We start from the raw sequence: 22075 nt of genomic DNA on the forward strand, positions 1-22075 counted from the left end.
GCAGTGCCCGCGCCCGGAGGCGCGTGGGACTAGGGGAGGACGACCACCTGCGCGCCGAACACGAGTCCGGCGCCGAACCCGATCTGCAGGGCGAGTCCGCCCGACAGTTCCGGGTGCTCGGAGAGCAGGCGGTGAGTGGCGAGCGGGATGCTCGCGGCGGAGGTGTTGCCGGTGGTGGTGATGTCGCGGGCGATGGCCACCGTGTCCGGGATGCCGAGCTGCTTCGCGAACTCGTCGATGATCCGGATGTTCGCCTGGTGCGGCACGAACGCGGCGAGCTGGTCGGCGCGGACGCCGGCCGCCTCGAGTGCCTGACGAGCGACCTTCACCATCTCCCACACGGCCCAGCGGAAGACCGTCTGACCGGCCTGGCGCATGGTCGGGCGGGGTGCGCCGGCCTCCCACTCGTTGTAGGTCGCGGTCATGCCGATCGCGTCCCACTTCGAGCCGTCGGAGCCCCAGATGCTCGGACCGATTCCGGCCGTGTCGCTCGGGCCGACCACCGCTGCGCCGGCGCCGTCGCCGAGGAGGAACGAGATCGAGCGGTCGGTCGGGTCGACGACGTCGCTGAGCTTCTCGGCACCGATGACCAGCACGTGGTCGGCGATGCCGGACTTGACGAACGAGTCGGCCTGGGCGATGCCGTACGCGTAGCCCGCACACGCGGCGCTGATGTCGTACGCGGCCGCCGGGGTGGCGCCGAGGCGCTCGGCGAGCAGCGAGGCCAACGACGGCGTGGCGACCGAGTGCGTCACGGTCGCGACGAGCACGACACCGATCTGGTCGGGGGTCAGGCCGGCCTTCGCGATCGCTTCGCGGGCAGCAGTCTCGGCGAGGTCCACCGCCTCGACGTCGCGGCCGGCACGCATGCGGGTCACGATGCCGGTGCGCTGGCGGATCCACTCGTCGGACGAGTCGATCGGGCCGATCAGGTCCTCGTTCGGGACCGCGTTCTCGCCGCGCGCGGCGCCGAAGGCCAGGATGCGGGTGAACTCGTGGCCGCGTCGCTGGGACAGGACCGGTCGGGTGCCGGACTGGAGGCCCGTGGCTGCGTCGGCCCCGCCGGTGGCGGTCGCACCGCTGGTGTCGCTGGTGCTGCTGGCGTCGGCGGTGTTGCTGGCGTCGCCGGTGTTGCTCGTGTCGGTCATCGGGTGCCCTCGGTGGTGTCGGCGGCGGCGCTCTCGAGCAGCTCGACCGCGGCGGGCAGGTCCTCGGGGGTCTTGATCGCGGCGGTCGGGGTCCCGCGGAGCCCACGCTTGGCGAGACCGACGAGCGCCCCGGCCGGAGCGAGCTCGATGATCCCGGTGACGCCGGCCTGCTGGAACGACGACATCACGGCGTCCCAGTGCACCGGGCTGGCGATCTGACGGACCATCAGGTCGACGAAGTGCCGACCGTCCTCGACCTGCGAGCCGTCGGCGTTGGTCCAGAGCGGCAGGGTGGGGTCCTGCACGGTGGCGGCTGCGGCGACGGGGGCGACCCGGTCGACGGCCGGGGCCATGAAGCGGGTGTGGAAGGCTCCGGCGACCGCGAGCGGGATGACCCGGGCCTTCGCGGGCGGCTCGGCGGCGAGGCGGGCGATCGCGTCGGCGGGCCCGGCGACGACGGTCTGGCCGCCGCCGTTGTGGTTCGCGGCGGTGAGCCCGAGCGACTCGAGGGCAGCGGCGAGCTCGTCGGCGTCGCCACCGAGGACGGCCGCCATCGACGTCGGCTCGAGGGCAGCGGCGGCCGCCATCGCACGGCCGCGCTCGGCGACCAGGGACACCGCGTCGGTCGGGGTGAGGACACCGGCGACGGCAGCGGCGGTGAACTCACCGACGGAGTGTCCGGCGACGCCGCCGACCAGGTCACGTCGACCGTCGGCGAGCAGGGCGTCGGCGGTCACGAGTCCGGCGGCCACGATGAGCGGCTGCGCCAGGGCGGTGTCCTTGATGGTCTCCGCGTCGGAGTTCGTGCCGTGTTCGGCCAGGTCGACGCCGATCGCCTCGGACCACTGCCCGACTCGGTCACGGACGGCGGATTCCTCGAGCCAGGGGGCGAGGAAGCCGGGGGTCTGGGAGCCCTGTCCGGGCGCGACGACGACGATCACCGGTCAATCCTGTCTGCCTGTCCCCGCAGGACCCGTGTGGACTCCCCACACGGATTCCGCCGGTCCGTTGTAGGAACCCCTACCGCCGGGTGGGACGTCGACGGGTGGACGCCGATTCGGACATCGCGCCGAGGATGAGCGCCGACTGCACGATCAGTGCATCGCGGGCGTGCGTGGCGTCCCAGCCGATGATGTCGGCGACACGGCGCAACCGGTAGCGCACCGTGTTCGGGTGCACGAAGAGCTCGCGCGCGGTCGCTTCGAGGGAGCGCCCGGTGTCCAGGTAGCACCAGAGCGTCTGCAGGAGTTCGGTCGACTGGTCCTTCAGCGGGATGTAGATCCGCTGCACGAGTGCCGACCGGGCGAGCGGGTCGCCGGCCAGTGCGCGCTCGGGCAGCAGGTCGTCCGCGAGTGCCGGCCGGGGTGCCCCACGCCAGGCCCGGGCGACCGCGAAGCCGGCGAGGGCGGCCTTGGCGCTGGTCGAGGCGTCGACCACGCCGGGGACCTCGTTGCCGAGCACCAGGTGGCCCTCGCCGAACAGCGGTTCGAGCTCCTGCGCGATGGACATGAACGACACCGGCTCTTCACCCTCGGGGACGTCGTCCCGCGGGGTGGCCCGGCCGATGACGACGACGAGCCGGGAGCCCTGTACGCCGATGAGCACGTCCGCGTCCTGGTGCCGGGCCGTCCGGCGGACCTGGTCGACCTCGAGCTGCCGCGGGGCGGTGCCGACGAGCACCGCGACCTCACCGTGTCCGTGCCAGCCGAGGGCGGCGATGCGGGACGGCAGTTCGTCGTCGTACTCGCCCGACAGGATCGAGTCGACCACCAGGGCTTCGAGACGGGCGTCCCAGAGCCCCCGGGCCTCGGCCGCGCGGGCGTAGACGTCGGCGGCGGCGAACGCGATGTCGCGCGAGTACTTGAGGATCGCCTCCTGCAGCATCTCGTCGTCGGCGGCGCGTTCCTCGACGACGGTCACCACGACGCGGATGAGCTGCAGGGTCTGCTGCAGGCTCACCGAGCGCAGGAGTTCCCGTGGCGCCGACCCGAAGACGTCGGCCGCGGCGATCCACGGGGTCGACGCACTGCCCTCGAGCCACGAGATGAACGACGTGATGCCGGCCTGCGCCACCATGCCGACCGCCGAGCGCCGGCCCGGCGGCATCTCGCTGTACCAGGGGAGCGTGTCCTCGAGTCGCTTGATCGTCGCGGTCGAGAGCTCGCCCGACACCTGCCGGAGCCAGGAGAGCGCCCGTGCCCGGTCGTCCTCCCGCGCTCCGGCGGTGTCGGTGCGTGGTGTCGTCAACAACGGGTCAGCTCTCGCCGCCCGCGCTGCCGGTCGTGCCGGCGGTCACGTCGTGCAGACGGTACTTGTCGATCGCCTGCTGCAGGACCGAGGCGTCGAGCTTGCCCTGGCGGACCAGCTGCTGCAGCGTCCGCACGACGACCGAGGGGCCGTCGATGTGGAAGAAGCGGCGTGCTGCCGGACGGGTGTCCGAGAAGCCGAAGCCGTCGGCGCCGAGCGTGGCGTAGTCGGTCGGGACGAACGGGCGGATCTGCTCCTGCACGGCGTGCATGAAGTCGCTGACCGCCACGACGGGGCCCTCGGTCCCGAGCAGACGCTCGGTGACGTACGGGGTGCGCGGCTGCTCGTTCGGGTTGAGGAACGCGTGCTGCTCGGCGTCCACACCGTCACGGTAGAGCTCGCCCCAGCTGGTGACGCTCCAGACGTCTGCGGAGACGCCCCAGTCCTCAGCGAGGAGCTGCTGCGCCTCGAGGATCCACGGCACGGCGACACCGGACGCGAGCAGCTGGGCCTTGGGGCCGTCGTGCTCGCTGGCCTTGAGCAGGTACATGCCCTTGACGATGCCCTCGACGTCGACGCCCTCGGGCTCTGCCGGCTGCACGAGCGGCTCGTTGTAGACCGTCAGGTAGTACATGACGTTCGGGTCGTCGTGCGACGGCGTGCCGTCCTCGTTCGTGCCGTACATGCGGTCGAGGCCGGTCCGGACGATGTGTCCGATCTCGTACCCGTACGCGGGGTCGTACGACACGACCGCCGGGTTCGACGCGGCGAGGAGTGGCGAGTGGCCGTCGGCGTGCTGCAGGCCCTCACCCGTCAGGGTGGTGCGGCCCGCGGTGGCGCCGATCATGAAGCCACGGGTCATCTGGTCGCCCGCGGCCCAGATCGCGTCACCGGTGCGCTGGAAGCCGAACATCGAGTAGAAGACGTAGACCGGGATCAGCGGCTCGCCCTGCGTCGAGTACGACGTGCCGACGGCGGTGAAGGCCGCCATCGCGCCGGCCTCGTTGATGCCGACGTGGATGATCTGGCCCTGCGGGCTCTCCTTGTAGGCCAGGAGGAGCTCACGGTCGACCGACGTGTAGTGCTGGCCGTTCGGGTTGTAGATCTTGGCGGTCGGGAAGTACGCGTCCATGCCGAACGTGCGCGCTTCGTCCGGGATGATCGGGACCACGCGGTTGCCGAAGTCCGGCGAGCGGAGCAGGTCCTTCAGCAGACGGGCGAACGCCATCGTCGTGGCGACCTCCTGCTTGCCGGAGCCCTTCTTCACGACCTGGTACTTCGACTCGTCCGGCAGGTTGACCTGCGTGTACTTCGTGCGACGCTCCGGCACGTAGCCACCGAGTTCACGGCGACGCTCGTGCATGTACTGGATCGCCTCGTCGTCGTTGCCCGGGTGGTAGTACGGCGGCGTGTAGGGGTTCTCCTCGAGCTGCGCGTCCGTGATCGGGATGCGCATCTCGTCGCGGAACTGCTTGAGGTTGTCGAGCGTCAGCTTCTTCATCTGGTGGGTCGCGTTGCGGCCCTCGAAGCTCGGGCCCAGGCCGTAGCCCTTGACCGTCTTCGCCAGGATGACCGTCGGCTGGCCCTTGTGCTCGCTGGCGGCCTTGAACGCCGCGTAGACCTTGCGGTAGTCGTGGCCACCGCGCTTGAGGTTCCAGATCTGGTCGTCCGAGTAGTCCTTGACCAACTCGAGCGCCTTCGGGTCGCGCCCGAAGAAGTTCTCACGGACGTAGGCACCGTTCTCGGCCTTGTACGTCTGGTAGTCGCCGTCCGGCGTCGCGTTCATCAGGTTGAGGAGCGCACCGTCGGTGTCGCGGGCGAGCAGGTCGTCCCACTCGCGGCCCCAGACGACCTTGATGACGTTCCAGCCCGCACCGCGGAAGAACGCTTCGAGCTCCTGGATGATCTTGCCGTTGCCGCGGACGGGTCCGTCGAGGCGCTGGAGGTTGCAGTTGATGACGAAGTTCAGGTTGTCGAGACCGTCGTTCGCGGCGACCTGGAGCTGTCCGCGGGACTCGACCTCGTCCATCTCGCCGTCACCGAGGAAGGCCCAGACCTGCTGGTCCATGGCGTCCTTGATGCCGCGGTTGGACAGGTACTTGGCCTGCTGCGCCTGGTAGATCGCGTTGATCGGGCCGATGCCCATCGACACGGTCGGGAACTGCCAGAAGTGCGGCATGAGACGCGGGTGCGGGTACGACGACAGCCCGCCACCGGCGTGGGACTTCTCCTGGCGGAAGCCGTCGAGCTGGTCCTCGCTCAGGCGGCCTTCCATGTAGGCGCGCGCGTACATGCCGGGGGAGGCGTGACCCTGGAAGAAGACCTGGTCGCCGCCGGACGCGTGGTCCTGCGCGCGGAAGAAGTGGTTGTAGCCGACCTCGTACATGGCGGCGCTCGACGCGTAGGTCGAGATGTGGCCACCGACCGAGATGCCGGGACGCTGAGCACGGTGCACCGTGATGGCCGCGTTCCAGCGGATCCACCGCCGGTAGCGACGCTCGAGCTCTTCGTCGCCGGGGAACTCGGGCTCGTCCTCCGGCGCGATCGTGTTGACGTAGTCGGTCGTCGGGACCATCGGCACACCGAGGTGCAGCTCGTTCGAGCGCTTCAGCAGGCTCTGCATGATCTCGCGAGCCCGCTGGTGTCCGTGGGTAGCGACGAGGCCGTCGAGGGACTCACGCCATTCGGCGGTCTCCTCCGGGTCCTGGTCCGTTCCTGCGGTGCTGCGCGGGTCCTGGTCGTTCACCGTCACCGTTGACCTCGTTCGTTCTCGTGGTGGTGGACATGTCGGGCCGTCGGTGGTCGGATCACGACCGGGGACGGGCCGCGTCCACTCTAGGCCCCCGCACCGACGCTCCCGCTGACGGCGACGCGCACCGGACGCCACTTGCGTTCGGACGACGTCGGCGTAGCATGGCCGACCGTGCGTCCGCGACCGGTGGACGTGTGGAACCGTAGGGCACACCCAACGCCCTGGGAGAGAAGCACCCCAACGATGGCTCTGGAGATCGGCTCACTCGCGCCGGACTTCGAGCTCCCGAACCAGTTCGGTGAGCACGTCCGACTCAGCGACCACCGCGGACACCGCCCGGTCGCCCTCGTCTTCTTCCCCCTCGCGTTCTCGTCCACCTGCACGGACGAGCTCTGCACCCTGCAGGACAACATCGCGATGTTCCAGGACCAGCGCATCGAGCTGATCGGCATCTCGGTCGACTCGAAGGCGACGCTCCGCTCCTTCGCGCAGGTCAACGGCTACGACTTCGAGCTGCTGGCGGACTTCTGGCCGCACGGCGCCGTCTCGAAGGAGTACGGCGTCTTCCTCGAGAAGAAGGGCTTCGCCACCCGCGCGACCTTCGTCATCGACGTGAACGGTCGCATCAAGGCCTCGATCATCACCGAGCCGGGTGTCGCGCGCGACGTGACGGAGTACCGGGCTGCCCTCGACCGGCTCGCGGCCTGCGCCGCACCGGTCCCCGTCGCCTGAGCCGCCCCCGTCGCCTCAGCCTCGACCCCTCCACGACGGTGTCGGTTCCGAACTCCGGGTGACGTCACGAGACGTCGGACTGGAGGCACGGTGCGCGTCACCGACACCGGTGCGGCCCCGCAGGTCGGGACCGGCCAGACCGAGCGGTACGCGCCGTACCCCGTCGTCGCCGACGCGACACGGTGGGCCCTCATCACGACGACCGTGACTACGAGTGCCGGCCCGACGGTCGTCCAGCACCGGCCCGGACCCCGCCCGCTGTTGTTCCTGCACGGCGTCGCCGGATCGTGGACCACGTGGACACCGCTCCTGTCCGCAGCCGACGGCGTCGACGGGCGGGGCCTGGTGCTCGTCGACCTGCCCGGCTGGGGCTCCTCGCCGGCACCGGCCGTGCCGCTCGACGTCGACGAGTCCTCGCAGGTCCTGGTCGACGTCCTCGACGCCCTCGGCCTCGACCGGGTCGACGTGGTCGGCCACTCGATGGGGGCCTTCGTCGGCCTCCACCTCTCCATCACCCGGCCGGACCGGGTGCGGTCCCTCGGCCTCGTCTCCGGCACCACCTTCGCCACCGCTGCCGCCGCACGTCACCCGGTCCGGGCCCTGCGGACGCTGCCGGCCTTCACACTGCTGCGTGCCGGGCTGGCCGTGACCCGTGGAGCCGCCCGGGGCCTCCTGCGCGCACTCGCCCGGATCGGACTGCTGCCGCTGCTGGCCGGACCGGTGTTCGCCGCCGTTCGACAGCTGCCACCGAGCGTGCTGCAGGCGTTCGTCGACGAGTTCCGTCCGGCCGGCTTCCTCGGCGCGGCCCGCTCGGCCGCGCGCTACGACACTCGGCGCTGGGCCGAGGTGCGGTGCCCGGTCGTGGCGGTCGCGGGCCGGCAGGACGTGTTCGCGCGGGTCGACGACCTGGCGCGTCTCCGTGGTGTCCTGCCGGAGGTCCGCACGGTCCTCCTGGAGGACTGCGGGCACTTCGCACACGTCGAACGCCCGGACGCGGTGGTCCGCGAACTGCTCAGCTGAACTCGATCGGCGTCCCGATCGGCAGCTTCGCGAGCGCATCGGTCATCGCGGCCGTGATCCGGACGCAGCCGTGCGAGGAACCGGTCGGGTCCGGGTAGAAGTGCAGCGCCGTGAGGGCCGCGTTGCCGCCGTACCCGGAGAGCTTCGACGAGTGCGCACCGGTCAGCGAGATCGGGTGACCCTGCGTGTACCCGACCTGCGGGTCGACGTAGTTCGCCTCCATGTACGTCTTCGTGTCCGCCGGTGTCGGGTCGTCGGGCGTGCCGAGCCGTGCGGTCTCGCTCGTCTCGACGGTGCCGTCGCGGTGCACGATGGCGATGGTGGAGGTCGCGTTGTCGATCCGGACCTCCCGGTCGATGCCCGCGAGTGTGAAGTCGGCAGCGCGGGCCCAGGCGAACGTCGAACTCGGGGCCTCGGCGACGCCGCCGTCGCCGGGCGTCCGGTTCCGGGACGGCGTCGAGACGAGGAGCATGCCGCCGTCCGCGCCGGCCGATCGACCCCAGACGGCGGTCGCGGTCGGCGTGTTGATCGTCGACACCGACGAGGACAGCGTCGCCACCGGAGCGGCGTCGGCGTCGGGCGCGGCGTAGAGCGGGACGAGCGGGGACTTCGGGGTCGCGGTGGTCCACTCGTTCCGAGCGTCGACCTGCGAGCCGTCGAGGAGTTGACCGATCACGGCGTCGTGGAAGGCCAGGGGGAGTGCGGCGAGGGCCTGGTCCGACGGGCGGTCGGGCACGGCCGGCAGCGGCGTGCGGGACGGGGTGGGCGTGGCGGTGGCGGTGGCCACGGCCGCTGCGGGGGTGGGGCGGGCCTCCCGGTCGGAGTCGGTGAGGGACCACGCGACCGTGGCGGCGGCGACCACGACGGCGAGCGCCCCGGCGCCGACGATCCACCGGCGTCGTGCGGTGCCCTGCTGTGGTGCTGACGGTTCCGTCATCGAAGTCCCCGTTCCCCTGTGTTCATGGTGCTTCCGCCTGGGCACATGGTGCTCTTGCCCGGACGGCGTCCTGGCACGCTGCCCTTCCTCCACAGCATCCCAGACGGTGCTGCGTCGTCCACAGGCATGCCAGCGCGGGCATGGGCGTGGACGGGTGGTGCGTATGCTCGCGGCAACGACCACCGAGGGGGAACCGATGGCCACACCCTGGACCGGCATCATCGAGGATGCACGGCACTACCCGTCACCGCACAACTCGCAGCCCATCGTGGTGCGGGTGGAGGACGACCGGACCGCGACCGTCTTCTACGACCTGCGGCGCGGACTGCCGGCGGAGTCCTTCGGGATCCCGTTCGGGCACGTCTGCGCCGGCGTCTTCCTCACCGGGCTCGACCTGGTGGCCCGGGCGCACGGCTTCGCGGTGACCGAGTCGCTCGACCACGCCGAGATGGACTTCGGCCGGGTCGACCGCGACCCGGCGGACCACCTGCACCGGCTGGGCAGCGTGACGCTCACGCCGCACCCGGCGACGGCTGCCGACCGGGAGGCCCTGCACGGCTTCCTCGCGCGGCGCACCTCGCGCAGGCCCTACGACGCGACCCTGGTCGACGACGACGCGATCCGGGCCTCGGAGTCGATCGCGGCCCAGGCCGGACACAGGTTCCGGACGACGGCGGACCGGGCCACGGTCGACGAGATCGTGCGGGTCAACCAGGCGACGCTGTTCGACGACCTGCGGAACGACGCGGTGCACACCGAGATCCTGCACTGGCTGCGGTTCTCGAAGCGCCAGGCGGCGGACACCGGCGACGGGCTGTCGGCCGAGACGATGCTCATGCCGGGGCCGGTGCTGAAGTTCGCGATGGAGCACCGTGGGCTGTGGGAAGCACCCGGCATCGGTGCCACCTTCAAGAAGGTCTACCTGTCGACGATGCGGGGCGTGCGGCAGCTCGGGTGGCTCGAGGGGCCGTTCGGGTCGCCGGCGGAGTACGTCGAGGCGGGTCGGACGTTCATGCGGATCTGGTTGGACCTCGACGCGCGGGGGATCGCCCTGCACCCGTTCGGGACGGTCATCACGAACCCGCGGTCACACGCGGCGTTCGTCGAGCGTGCCGGCGTCGACGAGTCCGACGGTCGGATGGCGTGGATGCTGTTCCGTTTCGGCCGGAGTGCGCCACCACCCCTGGCGCATCGACGACCCGCGTCGGCGATGACGCTCACCGCGACTGCGGACGGCGGTGCCTCGTGAAGCGCGCGGCGGTGTTCACGGTGGTGTGGGTCGTCGAGGCGGTCGTCGGACTGTTCATGCCGCGGGTCGGGACGCACAAGTTCCTGCTCGCGCCGGGCATCGAGCCGCTCCGGTGGACCCTCGGGCGGTGGCGTGCGTGGCGGACGGCGGAGCTCGCGGCGAAGCGGGTGCCCGCGTACCGGGCGTTCCTGGCGGGCGCGGGGCGTTCCTCCCGGCTGGACACGCGCAGCGGGATCGCCACGGCCTTCTCGGGGCTGCCGGAGATGGACAAGGAGTCCTACGTCAAGCGGTGGACGATCCCGGAGCGGTGTCTCGACGGACGGCTGCCGCGACGCGGTGTCGTCGTGGACGAGTCGTCCGGGTCCTCCGGCGTGCCGACCAGCTGGGTGCGCGGCCCGGACGAGCGTCAGGCGACCCGGCAGCTGCTGCAGCTCGGGTTCGCCCGCACCTCGAAGGAACTGGCGAAGCAGCCGTTCGTGCTCAACGCGTTCTCGCTCGGCGCGTGGGCGACCGGTATGAACGTCACGGCGTCGCTCACCGAGTCCACGATGATCAAGTCGATCGGGCCGGACCGCGACAAGATCGTGCAGACGATGCAGGAGTTCGGCACCGGGTTCACCTACGTCATCCTCAGCTACCCGCCGTTCCTCAAGGCGCTGTTCGAGGACGACCGGATCGACTGGCGTGAGTACACGATCGTCGCGGCGTTCGGCGGCGAGGGCATCAGCGAGAACATGCGCGCCCACATCGAGCAGTACGCGCACACCGTCCTCGGCTCCTACGGGGCGAGCGACCTCGAGATCAACCTGGGGATCGAGACCGGCTTCTCGGTGGCGGTGCGGAAGGCGATCGCGGCCGACCCGGCACTGTCGAGCGCGCTGACGAAGCAGTCCGAGTACGGCGTCCTGCCGATGGTCTTCCAGTTCAACCCGTTCGGGTACCTCATCGAGACGAACGACCGCGGCGAGCTCGTCGTCACGATCACCCGCTCCGAGAACATCAGCCCCCGCATCCGGTACAACATCCACGACCGCGGACACGTGGTGCGGATGCGTGACCTCAAGCCCGTGCTGCGGGCGACCGGGCACGAGGACCTGCTCGCCGAGGCGGAACTCGACCTGCCGCTGCTGTTCCACTACGGCCGCTCGGACCTGTCGGTCGACTTCAACGGTGCCGTCGTCGCGCCCGATGCCGTTCGGGACGTCGTCTACGGCGATCCCGTCCTGCTCGAAGCCGTCGAGAACCACCGGCTGATCAGCTACGAGGACGACCAGGGCAACCGGCAGCTGCACATCGCCTTCCAGCTCGCCGCGTCCGCCGAGTCGTTCGATGCAGACCCTGCCCGGCCGGCCGTCGTCGCCGAACTCCGACGGCTGAACCGTGACTTCTCGAACGCGATCCGCACCGCGCCGGACGGCACCCTGCCGACCGTGGCGTTCTACCCGTACCGGACGGGGCCGTTCCGTGAGGATGGTCGGAAGCTCAAGAACGAGTACGTGTGGCAGCTCGGACCCGGGTCGGTCGACGAGTGGGACCTGGACCTCGGATGGGTGGCGTCGAAGGACGTCTGAGAGGGTCCCTCCGGGTCGGTGGTGCCGCCGCGCGTCAGTGGTACTGGGGCGGCCAGTCGAACGTTGCCGGCGGGTGCGGGACCTCGCCGATCGTCGTCACGTCGAGTCCGATCTGCCGCAGGTTCGTCAGCTCGATGGACCGCGGGTTGCCGAAGTACCGCTTGCCGTCCACCCACACCGTCAGCTCGCCACGCAACCCGCCGACGTGTGCGGGGCCGAGGGAAACACCCCACTCGTCGAAGAACTGCCCCAGCGTGAACGTCCGGCGGGTCGGTGACTCGACGTGCAGGATGCCCGACGTGTCGTGCGTGTGCAGCTGCGCGGCGAACCGCTGCGACTTCGAGTGCCCGACGTTTCCCGGCACGACGACCGGTGTGTCGCCGTCCGTGATCGTCAGGTGGGTGTGGACGTGCTCGGCCAAGCGTTCGCCCCAGACGTTCTCGAGCCCGGCCTCCTGTGCCCGGTGCCCCAGGTCTGTCGGGCGCGGCCACGGGGGTGCGACCGACGTCGTGTCGGCACCGGGGGTCGAGCAACCGGTGAGCAGGGCGACGAGGACGGCGGCGACGACGACGGCGGGGGAGCGGCGCATGCGCACGAGCGTAATCAGGGGACCGGCGTCGCTCTCGGCGCACCCGTAGGATGTGGGGTGCGCCGCAAGCGGTGTGAGGGGCCTTTAGCTCAGCTGGTAGAGCGCCACGTTTACACCGTGGATGTCGTCGGTTCGATCCCGGCAGGGCCCACCGAGCAACAGCACTCGATCGGCTCGTCAGTCCGTCTGGCGGGGATCCCGAGTCGCGACAGGCTTGCCGGATTCGTGCTCCGAGCGGCGCGAACGGGTCTCGTCCGTCGACCTCCTGTCCACGGCGCTCGCGAACGACGGTTCATGCGGCCCGAACCTGTGCTCGCAGACGTTCGTCTGTCGTCCCGTCAGTGTGCCGAGCAGTGGACCGCCCACCTGGGACAGCGGCTGTCCGACCCGCTGTCGGAGTCGGATCGAGGAGAAGGTCCGGAGCGCCGTCCCTTCCCCCGACAGACTCCAGTCCCCTCGACGAGGGCCTCCGGAAAGATGGAAGCTGTGCTGACTGGCGGGTGACTGGCGGGTGACTGGCGGGATCGTGGCGTGGTGATCGCGGGTTGCGGCTTCATAGGCTCACCCCATGAACGAATCACGGATTCCCGAACTGCGTCGCCGGCGCGGCTGGACGCAGGAACGCCTCGCGTCCGAGAGCACAGTGGCCGTGCGGACAGTTCAGCGGTTGGAGTCCGGCAGGGACGCCAGTCTCGACTCGCTGTCGCTCATCGCCGCGGCGCTGAGCGTGTCCGTCGGCGAGCTCTTCGATGAAGTCGAGGGGACCGACTTCGGGGATGCGGTCCAGGGGCTGCAGGACCGCGAGGAGCAGCAAGCTCGACGTGATGCGTTGACCGGAGCATGGAAACGCGTCTACACCGGCTGCGGTGTGCTCGTCAGCATCGCGGTGATCGCGCTGATCAGTGTGCACCGTGCGCCCGGGGTCGGGATCTTTGTCATCGCTGCGTACTGGGTCGCCGGGAAGGCCCTCTTCGAGGTGCTGGTGCGGCTCGTGTTGGACCCGCGGCTGGACGTCCGATTCCCGTTGAGCGTTCCGTCGGCGACGTCGAGGTGGCAGCAGGTGCGGGGCGGTCTGATGCGTCACCGCGTCGGCCGTTCCGTCCCGGCGAGCACGACTGCAGCACGCGGTCCGAAGGACACGCTGGAGTCCGAGTAGACGACGACTGCGGGACGCCCTCACGTTCGTGGACGATCGGAAGCGAGCGCGTCTGGCTTGTGCGAGAGGTCCTTCCGCATCAGACCGACGAGATGCTCCGAGTGCCCTCGTTGTGATGGTCTGGGTTCTCGCCGTCGTCTTCAACGCGGTGTTCGTGGCCTTCTTCGCCTTGTACTCGGTAGCCAGTGACTGGGCCGCAGAACGATCGGAAGCGATTCGGGCGTTCGATCTGTCCCAATTGCTCCCGCACGACGCGGCGCTGTGGCTGAGTGCTCACGCTGCGATCCTTCTGCTCGTCATGCTCGACGCGGTGGGTATCGCGCTGTTGCTGCGCGCGCGACGGATCCGCATCACCGAGTCTCCGTAGCGGATCGACCATCGGCCGCCCAAGAGAGCATCAAACGGCGGTTGCGAGTCGTGCTCCAGAGCGAGTTGCACGCGCCGCGCGGTTGCATCGTCGTACACCGCAGCGGCAACGGTGAGCGCGAAGTCCAGCCCGCTGGTGACGCCGCCGCCCGTGACCAGGTTGTGCGAGGGCGGTGACGGAGGATCGGAACCTCCGCCGAGCACACCGACGGAGAAACCGAGCCGAGCCTCGCGGTGCGATCATCGGGGCATGGGATGGCTGGGGCGACACCTCCTGCGCGGTGGCCGGTACGACGTGCGTGATCGACGTGCTCAGCTCCGGGAGTACGTGGCCCGAGGCGACCGGCTCGTCGCGTTCCTCACTGCTCAGGATGATCCCTCCACCGCGCAGTTGCGGGAGCGGATCGACGAGGCGCACAGGCTGCTCGAGCGACGATGGACCCGCGATGACCTGCGCGCTCTCGCGGTGCCGGTCTCGGCTCCGTGGCCGAGCAGCAGGGGGCGTGACGCTGGAGCATCGGCTCCGGCGTACGCCGACGAGGGGGACCGACTCATCGCGGACCTGAACGACATCGCGTCCGCGCTGCGCGCCGTCGCCGAGGTGTGACGAAGGCTCCTCGCGAGCGTCAGCGGCGGCGAGCAGGCCGGAAGTCAGCCCTCGCCGTGCCGCAGCATGTCCTCGTAGTCCCCGTCAGCGCACCGGGACACCCCGTGCACGGTGTAGCCGTCGGAGCGGGTGAGGAACTCGACCGACCACGTCGGTCCACCGTGGCCGACGACACCCCGCAGTGGGTCCGCCCCACCGCTCTCGTAGTCCGAGGCGGTGATCCCGGAGGAGCCCCAGAGCTCCTGCACAGCCGCCCGGTCCGCCGTCTGGTCGCCGACCTGGTCACGGTCGAGGATGTAGGTCCAGGTGACGCCGCCCGTCCCTGGGGACGCCGGGCACTTGCCGAGTGCCGGTCCTCGTCGGACCGTCCACTTCCCGCCCAGCGTCTCCGTCGTTCGGTCGACGACGTCGACGATGTCCTTCTTCGCTCCGTCCGGTTGCACGGTCGGTCCTCGCTGGCAGCCCGTGAGGAGGAACGGGACGGCGACGAGCAGCGCCAAGACCGCAGCCATCCGGTTGGTGGGTGTTCTCATCGGTCCTCCGACGCATGCGTGACGGAGTGTCCGTCCGGATCGCTCAGCGACACTGCTGTGTCTCCCCGTCGCTCGGTACTGCACGATCCTCGCAGTTCTGTCGAGGCCCTGGCGACCCGCAAGCGCCGCACCTGACGCGTTCTCCTGGGAGGCAGGCCTCCGTCGCCAGGCCGGGCCGGGCCTCCCGAGTGGCCAGTCGCCATCTGACGGCGGTGGGCTACCGCGCCGAACGAGTGCTGAGCGCTCGCCGCCGGCGGCGGCGGATCCAGATCGTGACGAACAGGACCGCGCACGCCGCGAGAGCGATGAGGGGCCAGACGGCCCACGTCTCTCCGAGCACGACCGCGATGAGCGCACCGACACTCATGACGGGCGCGATGATCGCGCCGCCGCCGACGAAGCCGCGCTGCATCTGTTCGAACTCGTGCTCCGTGATCATCGGCACACCTCCGGGGTGCAGCTTGTCACCCGTCGCGCTCGTCGTCCATGTGCCGCGACTCCGCCGCAGGGTCCCGTACCGGTGGACGGGAGGATCGTGGCAAGCCCGGAACGCGAGGATCCGCCCGGCGCTCGGCACGATCTGCTCCGGTCAGCCCGCGGTCGCCGCGACGCTCCGCGGCACTGCAGCCCGACGGATCCGCGGGGCGTGTGCACCCAGGTAGAGCAGCGCGCTGAGCGCGGTGACGAAGAATCCGACCGGCCAGTCCGTCGCGTACGCGAGCGCGATCGACGCCCACACCACGATGAGCGTGAACGCGGTGGACAGTGCGATCGCCGTGGACGGTCGTCGTGCGAGGGTCCGCGCAGTCGCCGGCGGCCCGACCAGCAGGGCGAACATCAGCAGCGCGCCCACGACGGGGACGCTCGTCGTCGTGGCACAGGCGACGATCAGTCCGAACACCACCGTCATGGCGTGTGGCCGGACACCCCGAGCGGGTGCGGTCGCGGGCAGCAGGGAGGCGAGGAGCAGCGGTCGGTACAGCGTGGCGACGGCGGCGAGACAGGCGATGCCGAGGACGAGCATCGGCACGATCTCCACGGTGGAGACGCCGAGGACCTGGCCGAAGAGCAACGAGAACACCTCGGCGGAGTACTCACTCGAGCGGCTGAGGAAGAACGCTCCGAGACCGAGCATCGTCGCCAGCGTCAGAGCAGTGGCGACGTCACCCCGCCCACGGCGTCCGAGGGCCGACACGAGCAGGGAGCCGACGGCGGCGAACACCCCGATGCCGAGCAACGAGTCGATGCCGACGAGGACGGCACCGGCGGCGCCGGCGAAGGCACCGTGGGGGAGCGCGTGCGCCAGGAAGGTGTCGCCGCGGATGACGACGAACACCCCGACGACTCCTGCGACGACGCCGACGATCGTGGCGGCGATCCACGTGTTCACCATGAAGTCGGAGAACATCAGGCGACCTTCCCGGCTCCGGCGGGGATGCGCAGGGCCCGCTCCGCCGGTCGTCGCGATGCCGTTCTCCGCGCGACGGACCAGGAGGCGAGGCGAGCGCCGACGTAGACGACGAGGACGAGTGCCACCACGCAGAAGCTGACCGGCCAGTTGCCGTCGTTCCCCGCCCAGTAGTAGCTCTCGTACGCGATGAAGCAGCCGGCCCACGTCTCGATGACGCCGATGCCGGCGGACAGCAGCACGGCGACCCCGAACCGACGCGTCACCAGCAGGGCCGTGGCGGCCGGGCCGATGAGCAGCGCGGTCGAGAGGATCGCGCCGATGGTCAGCGACGACAGCTCCACGGCGAGTGCGAGTGCCACGAGGAACACCAGCCCCGCGAGCCGGACCGGGACGCCGCGGGCGACGGCCAGGTCCCGGTCGATGGACGAGAGCAACAGCCATCGGTAGACGGCGACGACGAGCAGCAGCGCGATCACGCTGAGGAGCACCACCGGGGGCACGACCGAGGGGTCGATGACGAACAGGGAGCCGAACAGCACCGAGACGGCCGCGTTGCTCGATCCGCCGATCGTGGTGTCACAATAAAGGAACAGCGCGGTCAGGCCGAGTCCGAACGCGAAGACGACCCCGGTGGCGACGTCGCGCCCCTTCAGCCGGTGCGTACCGATGGCCTCCATCAGCAACGCGGCGAGGACGCCCGCACCGACGAAGCCCCACAGCTGGCTGATGCCGACGAGGAACGCACCGGCTCCGCCGACGGCCCCGAGGTCCGCGAGCGCGTGTCCCGCGAACGACTGCCCGCGGACCACCGTGAAGACCCCGACGACACCGGTGACCGCCGCGACGAAGCCGCCCACCACGAGGGCGGAGTGGACCGTCGGGCTGCTGACGAAGCCCGACAGGGCGACGGCGACGGAGGCGCTCATCGCCGGACACCCGCCGGGGCCGTGACGGGACGGTCGTCGGCGAGGACGACGAGACGTCCGTCGGCATCGATGACGCGGATCGGGCGCCCGTAGAGGGCGGAGAGCACGTCTTCGCGGATGACCTCGGCCGGGACACCGGTCACGGCTCGACCATCGGCGAGGTACACCACGCGGTCGAGGACCGGCAGGAGCAGGTTGATGTCGTGCGCGGTGAGGACGATGCCGACTCCGTGGTCACGGCGGATCGTGTGCAGGAGCGCGACGATGTCGGCGGCGCTGGCGGGGTCGAGGCTCGCCAGGGGTTCGTCGAGGAGCAGCAACGACGGTCGGCTGATCAGCGCGTGTGCGAGGAGGACCCGCTGCTGCTGGCCACCGGAGAGTTCACCGATCCGTCGATCGGCGAACGCCGTCGCGCCGACACGCTCCAGCGTCTCGTCGACGAGGGCGTGTGTCCGGCGCCGTCGGAGCGGGAGGCCGAGCCGACCGCCGTCGAGACCGAGCGCCACGACGTCCCGGGCCCGCAGCGGCGCATCCGGGTCGAGCACCGTCTTCTGGGGGAGGTAGCCGATGCCGTGGACGTCCGCGGCCCGCTCCGGTCGGCGGACCGTGCCGCTGGTGATCCCGACGACGCCGAGGAGCGTGCGGAGGAGCGTGGTCTTGCCGGCGCCGTTCGCTCCGATGAGGCCGACGAAGTCACCCGCCGCGACGTCGAGGTCGACGCCGTCGAGGACTGTCCGCCCGGCGAGGGCGACGTGGAGGTCGCGGACGGTGACGATGCGACCGTCGTCGGCTGCTCCGGTGGTGGTGGTGGTCACAGCTTCTCCGTCGAGGTGCCGTCGGTGACGGCCTCCGCGAGCGCTGCGAGTTCAGCCTCCATCCACCGCTGGTAGGTGTAGCCGGTCGGCATCGTCTCGTACACGCCGACCACCGGGACGCCGTTCGCGTGTGCCAGCGACAGGTAGTGGGCCGTGATCGAGTCGGTCACCTGCTGGTTGTAGAGGAAGACCTTCACCTGCTTGCTCGTGAACAGGGAGTCCTGCGCCGCCGACTGCTGCGGTGACGGGTCGGTGTCGTTCATGATCGCTGCCTGCAGGGACCACGGCGTCTTGATGTCGACGCCCGCGGCTTCGAGGGCGTAGTCCGCGACCGGTTCGGTCACGGCGACGGGCGTCCCACCGTGTGCGCTCTTGAACGAGGCCAGCGCGGACGTCCACGTGTGCAGTGAGTCGTCGAACGTCGTGAGGTTCTGCGCGAACGTCGTCTTGTGCGCCGGGTCGAGCTTCTCCAGGTCGGTGGCGATCTCGGCTGCCACGGCGGGCATCGTCTTCGGGTCGTACCAGAGGTGCGGGTTCCTGGTGCTGTCGGGGAGGCCGAGCAGGGTCTGCGCGGTGATGACCTTCCGGTCGGAGTTCGGCGATGCCTTCTCGAGCTTGGCCATGAAGTCGTCGTACCCGACGCCGTTCTGGATCACCAACTGCGCTGAGGAGAGTTCCCTCGCCACGCTCGCACTGGCTTCGAACGTGTGCGGATCGGTGTTCGGGTCGCTCATGACCGCCGACGCGCTGACGTACTTCCCGCCGATCTGCGCGGCGACGTCCGAGTACTCGTTCTCGGCGCCGACGACGGTGATCTTCCCGTTCCCGTCGCCGTTGCCTCCGCCAGAGGAGCACCCCGTGAGGGCTGCTGCGGCCACTGCCGCGACGACACCGGAGGCGATGAATCTGTTGATGCGCACGGCATCCGTCCTGTCCAGGGCACATGGCCCGATCGTTGTGAGAACCGTTCTCGATCGGAACCGTAGGGTACGGGGGACCCCCTTTGCGAACCCAAATGATAGTGATCGTCGTTCTCGCGAGAGGATGAGGGCATGGCAACCGACGGCTCGGTCGTGCACCGCGAACAGCGGCGGCACACGGACTGCGTCCTCGCAGCGCTCCGGGAGGTTCGTCGCGCGACCGTGCAGGAGTTGTACCGATCCCTGCGGGGTGCGGGCGATCCGATCAGCCTGTCGACGGTCTACCGGGAGGTGCACCGCCTCGTCGCGGTCGGCCGGGTCCGTGAGGTGGTCCTTCCGGGCGAAGCCGTCTACCTGCTGCCCGGCGACGACCTGTTCGTCTGCGACCAGTGCGGACGGATCGAGGAAGTGCCGCTCCGTCGCCTCGCGGTGATCCAGGACGCGGACTTCTTCGCGCAGGCCGAGGCCCTCACCGTCCACGGCCGGTGTGCCGACTGTGATCGGTGACGGCAGCGCGCGCCGAGGCGACGGATCACAGATCCCGCGCGAAGCACACGGATCCGGCGGACCCGACGTAGGGGCCGTACAGCGCGATGCTCGTGTAGCCCTCCCGTTCGTAGAAGCGGATCGCGTCGGGTTGGAGGGTGCCCGTCTCGAGGACCACGCGCCTCGACCCGAGATCGCGAGCAGCAGCCTCCAGGGCGCGGAGGACGGTGACCGCCACTCCTGAGCCCCGCGCAGGCGGCGTCACGTACATGCGCTTGATCTCGACGCTTCCGGGGCCGGCGACGTCGTCGGCCAGGGGGCGCAGGCCCCCGCAGGCGATGGGGCGATCGTCGCTCGTCCTCGCGACGAGGAACACCGGGACGTCGTCCGCCGAAGGGGGTGTGCCCGGCTCGTGATCGTCGCTGCCGTAGCGCGCGTCCAACTCGGCGCGCTGCGCTCGTCGCAGCTGGTCGGCATCGGGGTGGTCGAACTCCGTGCGGCTGATGGTCCAGTTCATGGGTTCCTCTCGTGACGATCGTTACCGTAACATCTGTTACGGTCGTGGTGTGAGCAGGACGAGAGACGCGGAAGCGAGCCGGCTGAGACTGTCGGAGGCGGTTTTCGGAACGCTTGCCGACCGCGGCCCGACGGGGCTCACGCTCCGTGCCGTCGCGGAGCGTGCCGGGTGCACGACGGGCCTGGTCCTGCACACGTTCCGCGACAAACGGGCGCTCCTGCTCCACGCCCGCGACCTCATGCACGAGCGCACGCGCGTTCGCTCGGACGCGCTCGAGGCCGATGCCCCCGACGCCGGATCGGCCCTGCGTGCCGTTCTGCTGGGCGCGTTGCCCGTGGACCACGAACGACTCGCCGAAGCGCGGGTGTGGGTGGGGTTCCTCGCGGCAGCGCTGGCTGATCCAGTCCTCGCCGAGCGGCACGCCGCGAACAGCCGGGCCTTCGCGGAGCGGGTGACGCGGCTCATCGACTCCGCGTACCCGGACCTCCATGCCGACTCGGCCGAACGGGCAGCGGCCCTCGTCGCTGCGGTCGAAGGCGTGTCGAGCTTGGCAGCGGGAGATCCCGAAGGGTGGACCGAGGCGCGACAGGTCGCGGCGGTGCGCACGGTGATCCTCGCGCTGACGTCGGGGAGTGCACCCGAGGAAGACCTCGGGCAGGGTGGGGACATGGACGCCCCAGCTCCGGACACCATCCACTTCCACCAGAAGCACCACGAAGCGATCGCCAGTGGCGAGAAGGTCACCACCGTCCGGTGGAACGAGTCCGTGGCGGTCGGCGCCGCGACCTTCGTCTTCGACGGTCACCCCACGGCCGAGCCGCTGGTCGGAGCGGTGACCGCCGTGCACCGGTACCGGCTCGACACCCTCACCGCGGAGCAGGCTCATCAGCCACCGGGGACCGACATGCGCCGGTTCGGGCAACAGCTCCGGGAGAACTACTACCCCGACATGCCGGAGGACGCTGTCGTCGAGGTCGCCGAACTCGTCCTCGGGCCGTCGTGACGGCCGATCTGCCACCGGGGGCCGCATGGACGGACACAACGGGGAGACCCAGCAGATGAACGCCACCTCAACCCTCCGCATCCGACGCGCGGGCCGCGACGACGTCCCGGCGCTGACCGAGTGGACGAGTGACGATCCCGTGGCATGGATCGGTGCCGATCGGCTGACCGGTGAACTCGCCACCGGGAACTACCGTCCGGAGTGGTCCTGGGTCGCCGAGCAGGCAGGACTGCCCGTCGGTCGTGCGCTCTGGTGGGGGCGGTCCGACGCAGACCGCCCCGCGACCCTGGACTGCCTGACCACCAGTGCTCGCGGAAGTGAGGCAGTGGCGATCGGCGCTGCATTGGTGCGCGCCGGGCTGGACGCCTTCGGCGACGGCGCACCCCTGGAGTTCAACGTCGACCTCTCCCCGAACTGGACGAGTGATCCGGCAGCGGTCGAGGCTGCTCGGTGGCGGCACGAAGCCGCCCACCAGGGCGGGTTCTCCCGCACCACCGAGCGGATCAGCTTCGCACGCACCGCGTCGGATCCGCAGCCTCCACGGTCGACCAGGCTGCGCTTCGTCCCCGCCGAGGACACGACCTTCCGGGGGCTGTTCGCCGCCGTCGCATCCGGCTCCCTCGACGACCACACCAACGACATGGTCGCCCGCGAGGGAGTCGACGCCCTCGCCGACGACGATCTCGACTTCTACCGATCCCTTCCTGGCGAGCGTGGGGCATGGCGGACCGCGCATCTCCCGGACGGCACGACGGTGGGGTTCGTCATCCCCACCAGGACCGCCTACGACGCGAGCATCAGCTACCTCGGTGTGCTTCCCGAACACCGGGGACGCGGGTACGTCGACGACCTGCTCGCCGAGATGACCCACGTCCACCACGACGACGGGCAAGCCCGGATCGTCGGGACCACCGACGCCGCCAACACACCGATGCGAGCGGCGTTCGAACGAGGCGGCTTCACCGTCACACGTGTCCGCATCGTGCACAGCCAGTGAGAGAAGTGCCGACGGCCGGCCACCGACGTCCGCCGGCGGGTCCGCGACCGCCGTCGGCGTCACCGTCCGCGAGTACGGACGCTGACGCACGGG

The 22075-nt window shown here is 70.3% G+C and carries 23 protein-coding genes and 1 tRNA gene; 11 read left to right on the plus strand and 13 right to left on the minus strand.

Annotation, left to right across the window (positions count from 1 at the left end):
- Positions 1-29: 29 nt before the first annotated feature.
- From DEI97_RS07420 to aceE, 4 genes are all read right to left on the minus strand, one after another.
- Positions 30-1148, minus strand: coding sequence for a beta-ketoacyl-ACP synthase III (locus DEI97_RS07420; RefSeq protein WP_111076392.1), 1119 nt, complete (start codon positions 1146-1148; stop codon positions 30-32).
- Positions 1145-2089, minus strand: coding sequence for an ACP S-malonyltransferase (locus DEI97_RS07425; RefSeq protein ID WP_111076393.1), 945 nt, complete (start codon positions 2087-2089; stop codon positions 1145-1147). Before DEI97_RS07425 ends, DEI97_RS07420 begins: the two co-directional genes overlap by 4 nt.
- A gap of 79 nt (positions 2090-2168) precedes the next feature.
- Positions 2169-3395: a PucR family transcriptional regulator gene (locus DEI97_RS07430; RefSeq protein ID WP_181439373.1), complete on the minus strand. Its 1227-nt coding sequence runs from the start codon at positions 3393-3395 to the stop codon at positions 2169-2171.
- A gap of 7 nt (positions 3396-3402) precedes the next feature.
- Positions 3403-6147, minus strand: a complete 2745-nt coding sequence (gene aceE / locus DEI97_RS07435; protein WP_111076395.1) for a pyruvate dehydrogenase (acetyl-transferring), homodimeric type — start codon at positions 6145-6147, stop codon at positions 3403-3405.
- 243 nt (positions 6148-6390) lie between these two features.
- Here aceE and DEI97_RS07440 point away from each other — a divergent pair, with 243 nt between their 5' ends.
- Positions 6391-6879 (plus strand): peroxiredoxin, encoded by a 489-nt coding sequence (locus tag DEI97_RS07440; protein ID WP_111076396.1) that lies wholly within the window; start codon positions 6391-6393, stop codon positions 6877-6879.
- A 90-nt stretch (positions 6880-6969) separates the two neighbouring features.
- Positions 6970-7899, plus strand: coding sequence for an alpha/beta fold hydrolase (locus tag DEI97_RS07445; protein WP_111076397.1), 930 nt, complete (start codon positions 6970-6972; stop codon positions 7897-7899).
- Here DEI97_RS07445 and DEI97_RS07450 read toward each other — a convergent pair.
- The gene (locus DEI97_RS07450) at positions 7892-8836 is read right to left on the minus strand and encodes a L,D-transpeptidase (RefSeq protein ID WP_284158340.1); all 945 of its coding nucleotides are present in this window, start codon (positions 8834-8836) and stop codon (positions 7892-7894) included. The two genes, DEI97_RS07445 and DEI97_RS07450, sit on opposite strands and share 8 nt — an antisense overlap.
- A 196-nt stretch (positions 8837-9032) precedes the next feature.
- On the opposite strand from DEI97_RS07450, the gene DEI97_RS07455 reads away from it, so the two are divergent.
- Together DEI97_RS07455 and DEI97_RS07460 are read left to right on the plus strand one after the other, a co-directional pair.
- Complete coding sequence (locus DEI97_RS07455; protein ID WP_111073670.1) at positions 9033-10085, plus strand: nitroreductase family protein; 1053 nt, start codon at positions 9033-9035, stop codon at positions 10083-10085.
- Positions 10082-11656 (plus strand): phenylacetate--CoA ligase family protein, encoded by a 1575-nt coding sequence (locus DEI97_RS07460; protein ID WP_258376600.1) that lies wholly within the window; start codon positions 10082-10084, stop codon positions 11654-11656. Before DEI97_RS07455 ends, DEI97_RS07460 begins: the two co-directional genes overlap by 4 nt.
- Positions 11657-11690: 34 nt before the next feature.
- On the opposite strand, the gene DEI97_RS07465 is transcribed toward DEI97_RS07460, so the two are convergent.
- Positions 11691-12245: a lipoprotein gene (locus DEI97_RS07465; RefSeq protein ID WP_111073217.1), complete on the minus strand. Its 555-nt coding sequence runs from the start codon at positions 12243-12245 to the stop codon at positions 11691-11693.
- A gap of 78 nt (positions 12246-12323) precedes the next feature.
- Here DEI97_RS07465 and DEI97_RS07470 point away from each other — a divergent pair.
- The 4 genes from DEI97_RS07470 to DEI97_RS07485 all read left to right on the plus strand — a co-directional run bounded on the left by DEI97_RS07470 (position 12324) and on the right by DEI97_RS07485 (position 14374).
- Positions 12324-12396 (plus strand) — tRNA-Val (locus tag DEI97_RS07470).
- Between the two features lie 417 nt (positions 12397-12813).
- Positions 12814-13401, plus strand: a complete 588-nt coding sequence (locus DEI97_RS07475) for a helix-turn-helix domain-containing protein (RefSeq protein WP_111073218.1) — start codon at positions 12814-12816, stop codon at positions 13399-13401.
- A gap of 115 nt (positions 13402-13516) precedes the next feature.
- Positions 13517-13768 (plus strand): cell surface protein, encoded by a 252-nt coding sequence (locus DEI97_RS07480; RefSeq protein ID WP_111073219.1) that lies wholly within the window; start codon positions 13517-13519, stop codon positions 13766-13768.
- A 249-nt stretch (positions 13769-14017) separates the two neighbouring features.
- Complete coding sequence (locus DEI97_RS07485; protein WP_111073220.1) at positions 14018-14374, plus strand: hypothetical protein; 357 nt, start codon at positions 14018-14020, stop codon at positions 14372-14374.
- 44 nt (positions 14375-14418) lie between these two features.
- Here the strand turns inward: DEI97_RS07485 and DEI97_RS07490 are convergent, their stop codons facing one another.
- The 6 genes from DEI97_RS07490 to DEI97_RS07515 all read right to left on the minus strand — a co-directional run bounded on the left by DEI97_RS07490 (position 14419) and on the right by DEI97_RS07515 (position 18979).
- Positions 14419-14907, minus strand: coding sequence for a hypothetical protein (locus DEI97_RS07490; RefSeq protein ID WP_146248029.1), 489 nt, complete (start codon positions 14905-14907; stop codon positions 14419-14421).
- Between the two features lie 217 nt (positions 14908-15124).
- Positions 15125-15346, minus strand: coding sequence for a hypothetical protein (locus tag DEI97_RS07495; protein WP_111073222.1), 222 nt, complete (start codon positions 15344-15346; stop codon positions 15125-15127).
- Positions 15347-15496: 150 nt separating this feature from the next.
- Positions 15497-16315, minus strand: a complete 819-nt coding sequence (locus tag DEI97_RS07500) for a metal ABC transporter permease (protein WP_111073223.1) — start codon at positions 16313-16315, stop codon at positions 15497-15499.
- On the minus strand, positions 16315-17244 hold the full coding sequence (locus DEI97_RS07505) for a metal ABC transporter permease (RefSeq protein ID WP_111073224.1): 930 nt from the start codon (positions 17242-17244) through the stop codon (positions 16315-16317). The genes DEI97_RS07500 and DEI97_RS07505 overlap by 1 nt, the downstream gene beginning before the upstream one ends.
- On the minus strand, positions 17241-18059 hold the full coding sequence (locus tag DEI97_RS07510) for a metal ABC transporter ATP-binding protein (protein WP_220039157.1): 819 nt from the start codon (positions 18057-18059) through the stop codon (positions 17241-17243). The genes DEI97_RS07505 and DEI97_RS07510 overlap by 4 nt, the downstream gene beginning before the upstream one ends.
- Positions 18056-18979 (minus strand): metal ABC transporter solute-binding protein, Zn/Mn family, encoded by a 924-nt coding sequence (locus tag DEI97_RS07515; RefSeq protein WP_220039158.1) that lies wholly within the window; start codon positions 18977-18979, stop codon positions 18056-18058. The genes DEI97_RS07510 and DEI97_RS07515 overlap by 4 nt, the downstream gene beginning before the upstream one ends.
- 132 nt (positions 18980-19111) lie before the next feature.
- Here DEI97_RS07515 and DEI97_RS07520 point away from each other — a divergent pair, with 132 nt between their 5' ends.
- The gene (locus DEI97_RS07520) at positions 19112-19486 is read left to right on the plus strand and encodes a Fur family transcriptional regulator (RefSeq protein WP_111073225.1); all 375 of its coding nucleotides are present in this window, start codon (positions 19112-19114) and stop codon (positions 19484-19486) included.
- 25 nt (positions 19487-19511) lie between these two features.
- On the opposite strand, the gene DEI97_RS07525 is transcribed toward DEI97_RS07520, so the two are convergent.
- Complete coding sequence (locus DEI97_RS07525; protein WP_111073226.1) at positions 19512-19982, minus strand: GNAT family N-acetyltransferase; 471 nt, start codon at positions 19980-19982, stop codon at positions 19512-19514.
- A 49-nt stretch (positions 19983-20031) separates the two neighbouring features.
- Between DEI97_RS07525 and DEI97_RS07530 the strand changes: the two genes are divergently transcribed.
- Together DEI97_RS07530 and DEI97_RS07535 are read left to right on the plus strand one after the other, a co-directional pair.
- Positions 20032-20985: a TetR family transcriptional regulator C-terminal domain-containing protein gene (locus DEI97_RS07530; RefSeq protein WP_220039159.1), complete on the plus strand. Its 954-nt coding sequence runs from the start codon at positions 20032-20034 to the stop codon at positions 20983-20985.
- A 25-nt stretch (positions 20986-21010) separates the two neighbouring features.
- On the plus strand, positions 21011-21982 hold the full coding sequence (locus tag DEI97_RS07535; protein ID WP_111073227.1) for a GNAT family N-acetyltransferase: 972 nt from the start codon (positions 21011-21013) through the stop codon (positions 21980-21982).
- Positions 21983-22075 lie beyond the last annotated feature (93 nt).

The organism is Curtobacterium sp. MCLR17_032 (assembly GCF_003234795.2).
Classification (GTDB): Bacteria; Actinomycetota; Actinomycetes; order Actinomycetales; family Microbacteriaceae; genus Curtobacterium.

Excerpts from the sequence above, each read along its gene's own strand:
- DEI97_RS07525 (WP_111073226.1), bottom strand. The coding sequence starts at position 19,982 with ATGAACTGGACCATCAGCCGCACGGAGTTCGACCACCCCGATGCCGAC.
- DEI97_RS07520 (WP_111073225.1), top strand. The coding sequence starts at position 19,112 with ATGGCAACCGACGGCTCGGTCGTGCACCGCGAACAGCGGCGGCACACG.
- DEI97_RS07455 (WP_111073670.1), top strand. The coding sequence starts at position 9,033 with ATGGCCACACCCTGGACCGGCATCATCGAGGATGCACGGCACTACCCG.
- DEI97_RS07465 (WP_111073217.1), bottom strand. The coding sequence starts at position 12,245 with ATGCGCCGCTCCCCCGCCGTCGTCGTCGCCGCCGTCCTCGTCGCCCTG.
- DEI97_RS07475 (WP_111073218.1), top strand. The coding sequence starts at position 12,814 with ATGAACGAATCACGGATTCCCGAACTGCGTCGCCGGCGCGGCTGGACG.
- DEI97_RS07440 (WP_111076396.1), top strand. The coding sequence starts at position 6,391 with ATGGCTCTGGAGATCGGCTCACTCGCGCCGGACTTCGAGCTCCCGAAC.
- DEI97_RS07450 (WP_284158340.1), bottom strand. The coding sequence starts at position 8,836 with ATGACGGAACCGTCAGCACCACAGCAGGGCACCGCACGACGCCGGTGG.
- DEI97_RS07535 (WP_111073227.1), top strand. The coding sequence starts at position 21,011 with ATGGACGGACACAACGGGGAGACCCAGCAGATGAACGCCACCTCAACC.
- DEI97_RS07500 (WP_111073223.1), bottom strand. The coding sequence starts at position 16,315 with ATGTTCTCCGACTTCATGGTGAACACGTGGATCGCCGCCACGATCGTC.
- DEI97_RS07505 (WP_111073224.1), bottom strand. The coding sequence starts at position 17,244 with ATGAGCGCCTCCGTCGCCGTCGCCCTGTCGGGCTTCGTCAGCAGCCCG.
- DEI97_RS07495 (WP_111073222.1), bottom strand. The coding sequence starts at position 15,346 with ATGATCACGGAGCACGAGTTCGAACAGATGCAGCGCGGCTTCGTCGGC.
- DEI97_RS07485 (WP_111073220.1), top strand. The coding sequence starts at position 14,018 with ATGGGATGGCTGGGGCGACACCTCCTGCGCGGTGGCCGGTACGACGTG.
- DEI97_RS07480 (WP_111073219.1), top strand. The coding sequence starts at position 13,517 with ATGGTCTGGGTTCTCGCCGTCGTCTTCAACGCGGTGTTCGTGGCCTTC.
- DEI97_RS07420 (WP_111076392.1), bottom strand. The coding sequence starts at position 1,148 with ATGACCGACACGAGCAACACCGGCGACGCCAGCAACACCGCCGACGCC.
- DEI97_RS07490 (WP_146248029.1), bottom strand. The coding sequence starts at position 14,907 with ATGAGAACACCCACCAACCGGATGGCTGCGGTCTTGGCGCTGCTCGTC.